Source organism: Vibrio hepatarius, assembly GCF_018860525.1.
In the GTDB taxonomy this organism is placed as follows: domain Bacteria; phylum Pseudomonadota; class Gammaproteobacteria; order Enterobacterales; family Vibrionaceae; genus Vibrio; species Vibrio hepatarius_B.
Window position 1 is genome coordinate 1 of sequence record NZ_JAHKPM010000037.1, and the last position, 2,004, is coordinate 2,004.

Annotated in this window: 2 protein-coding genes; both read right to left on the reverse strand. The window is 42.3% G+C overall.

The window, feature by feature from the left end:
* On the reverse strand, positions 1-1,585 hold a 1,585-nt coding region (traI, locus tag KO511_RS10460), incomplete at its 3' end, for a TraI/MobA(P) family conjugative relaxase (protein WP_215987381.1).
* Positions 1,586-1,616: 31 nt separating this feature from the next.
* Positions 1,617-2,004, reverse strand: a 388-nt coding sequence (gene traJ / locus KO511_RS10465) for a conjugal transfer transcriptional regulator TraJ (RefSeq protein WP_436840220.1), incomplete at its 5' end; no start/stop codon positions are given.

The following is a 2,004-nucleotide window of genomic DNA, read 5'->3' on the forward strand; positions in this document are numbered from 1 at the left end:
TAAAAATCACCTGGGCTTTAAACTGAGCTGACCCATTAACAGTAATTCGACTGCCATAACGTTCTTTAGCTAACAACAAAGCATTTTTGAGCGCTTCATTTGTAGCTTCTCTTGAGATTTGAAGTTTCTCCCCATCGTCACGAATAGCACTTTTACCTGCTCTATAGATAATCGTGCCTTTCTTGGTAATGTTATCCATAACAGGGGCGTAACCTGGCTTGTGTTCAAAGTGAACAGCTCCAAGTGAAGACATTGAACGGAGACGATTTTTAGCAAATGCAGGAGGCTTTTTCCCGATTGGGGCAACATTAGGTTTGTTAAGGCCCTCTAAGTTGACAGGGGAGCTTTTTTTCTGCTTCCCGCTAATCACATCGCCTTTAAGTGCCTTAGCCTTGTCACGCGCTCTCAGAGCTTCTAAAGCAGTCTTATTACCTTTCAAAGATTCTTGTTTAAGCCAGTCAGCCCACGCTCGACGTTTATACTTTTCATACAACGCTTGGCGCTCTAATTTATTGGCCTTATTGATAGCCTGTATGTCAGCTTTAAGTGCTTTATGCGCCTGGGAATAAAGTATTTTCTTATTTAGACGACTTTCACCCATTAGCTTTATCGCAGCTCTACGGAGTCTGTTTTTTCTCTTAGCAGCCTCGATGCGACTATCTTTTCTTCCCTTGGCGTTAATCCATTCAATCTTTCTTGCCGCGGTTAGTTGTTTTTGTTCTTCTTGATACTTCGCATATAACTCAGTCGTGTTTACTTTGAATTTCGTAGGTCGTTTTTCATATCGGCGGCGTTTATCTTGGGGAGGAACGGGATTGATTATTTGTTCAAATTCACCTAATTTCTTTTCCAACTTCTGCTTTGATAAATCCCTAGCTAAAGTGCTTGCCTTCACTTGAGTTCCATCAGCAGATTCAACAACAAAGCCGTTACCTTGCTTGCGAATTTCTAAGCTGTTTTCACTTAACACCTGGTGAAGTTGCTGCCAGTTTTCAGCGGCCCTAATTTCTTCTAAGCACTCACGCTTAACCCAACTAACTAGGCTTTCTATACCAGCGTGCTTTTCCATATCAGAGGCTCTACCTTCTGATACGGTTTTAAAACCTTGGTGATTGTCTTTTTCAAGCCCATATTCATTCTCTAAAATATCACTGAGGCTTCCAAACTTGCGGTAAGCCTGAAAGGGTTCGTGCATTGTTTTGTTGGTAGGATGAATTTTGTTTATAGCTATATGAATATGCACATTGTCGGTATCATGGTGTACAGCACTTACTCTTTGGTGTTCAGAGAAACCCAACCCAGCACATACCCTTTCCTCAATGGCTTTTAGAACATCACTATCAGGCTTCTCGCCAGGACGAAAACTGACGATTAGATGATAAGTTTTATCGCCCGTTGCGCGGGTGTTGGTATGCTGAGTTGCAAGCACCTCACCAATAACCGCCTGCATTGTATTAGCATGGCAATTTGTCACATTGACTAGACCAAGCCTTTCAGTCTTACTTTGCTCATCGGTGATATATTTCACCAAACCAGAAAAGTCAGATTTTTTAGCAGAGCGCATCGGAACGTGTTTAATTATCAAAATAGACCCCTGAAATTTTTAGCCGCTAAAATCACTGTTCTGATCGCGGCATAACTATTTTTGTCATCACGGCGCCCATTTCTTCTTGTGTAGCTTCTATCTTGCTAAGAACAGCTCTAATCGTTGATTCGCCAAACTGAGCGGTCCTGACATCGTTTGTAAGCCAAAGTTTTAGCAAACCACCTAAGCGGCCGAAATCGCCGTTAATTTTCGCTAGCTCATGCACTTGATCGTAATCAACCACACCTTGAATGTGATAACCCTGCCCGACTTCTCGAAGGTATCTTGCTGCACTCATACCAGCTCGCGCAGCCTGTGCCTCAATTAATTCCTTTTCATCGGGTAAGCAGTACACCTTGATTGGTGTGCTGTTTTTCCTAGTTACTTTTTTTTCTTCTGTCATTGCTGTTCCTCTTTTC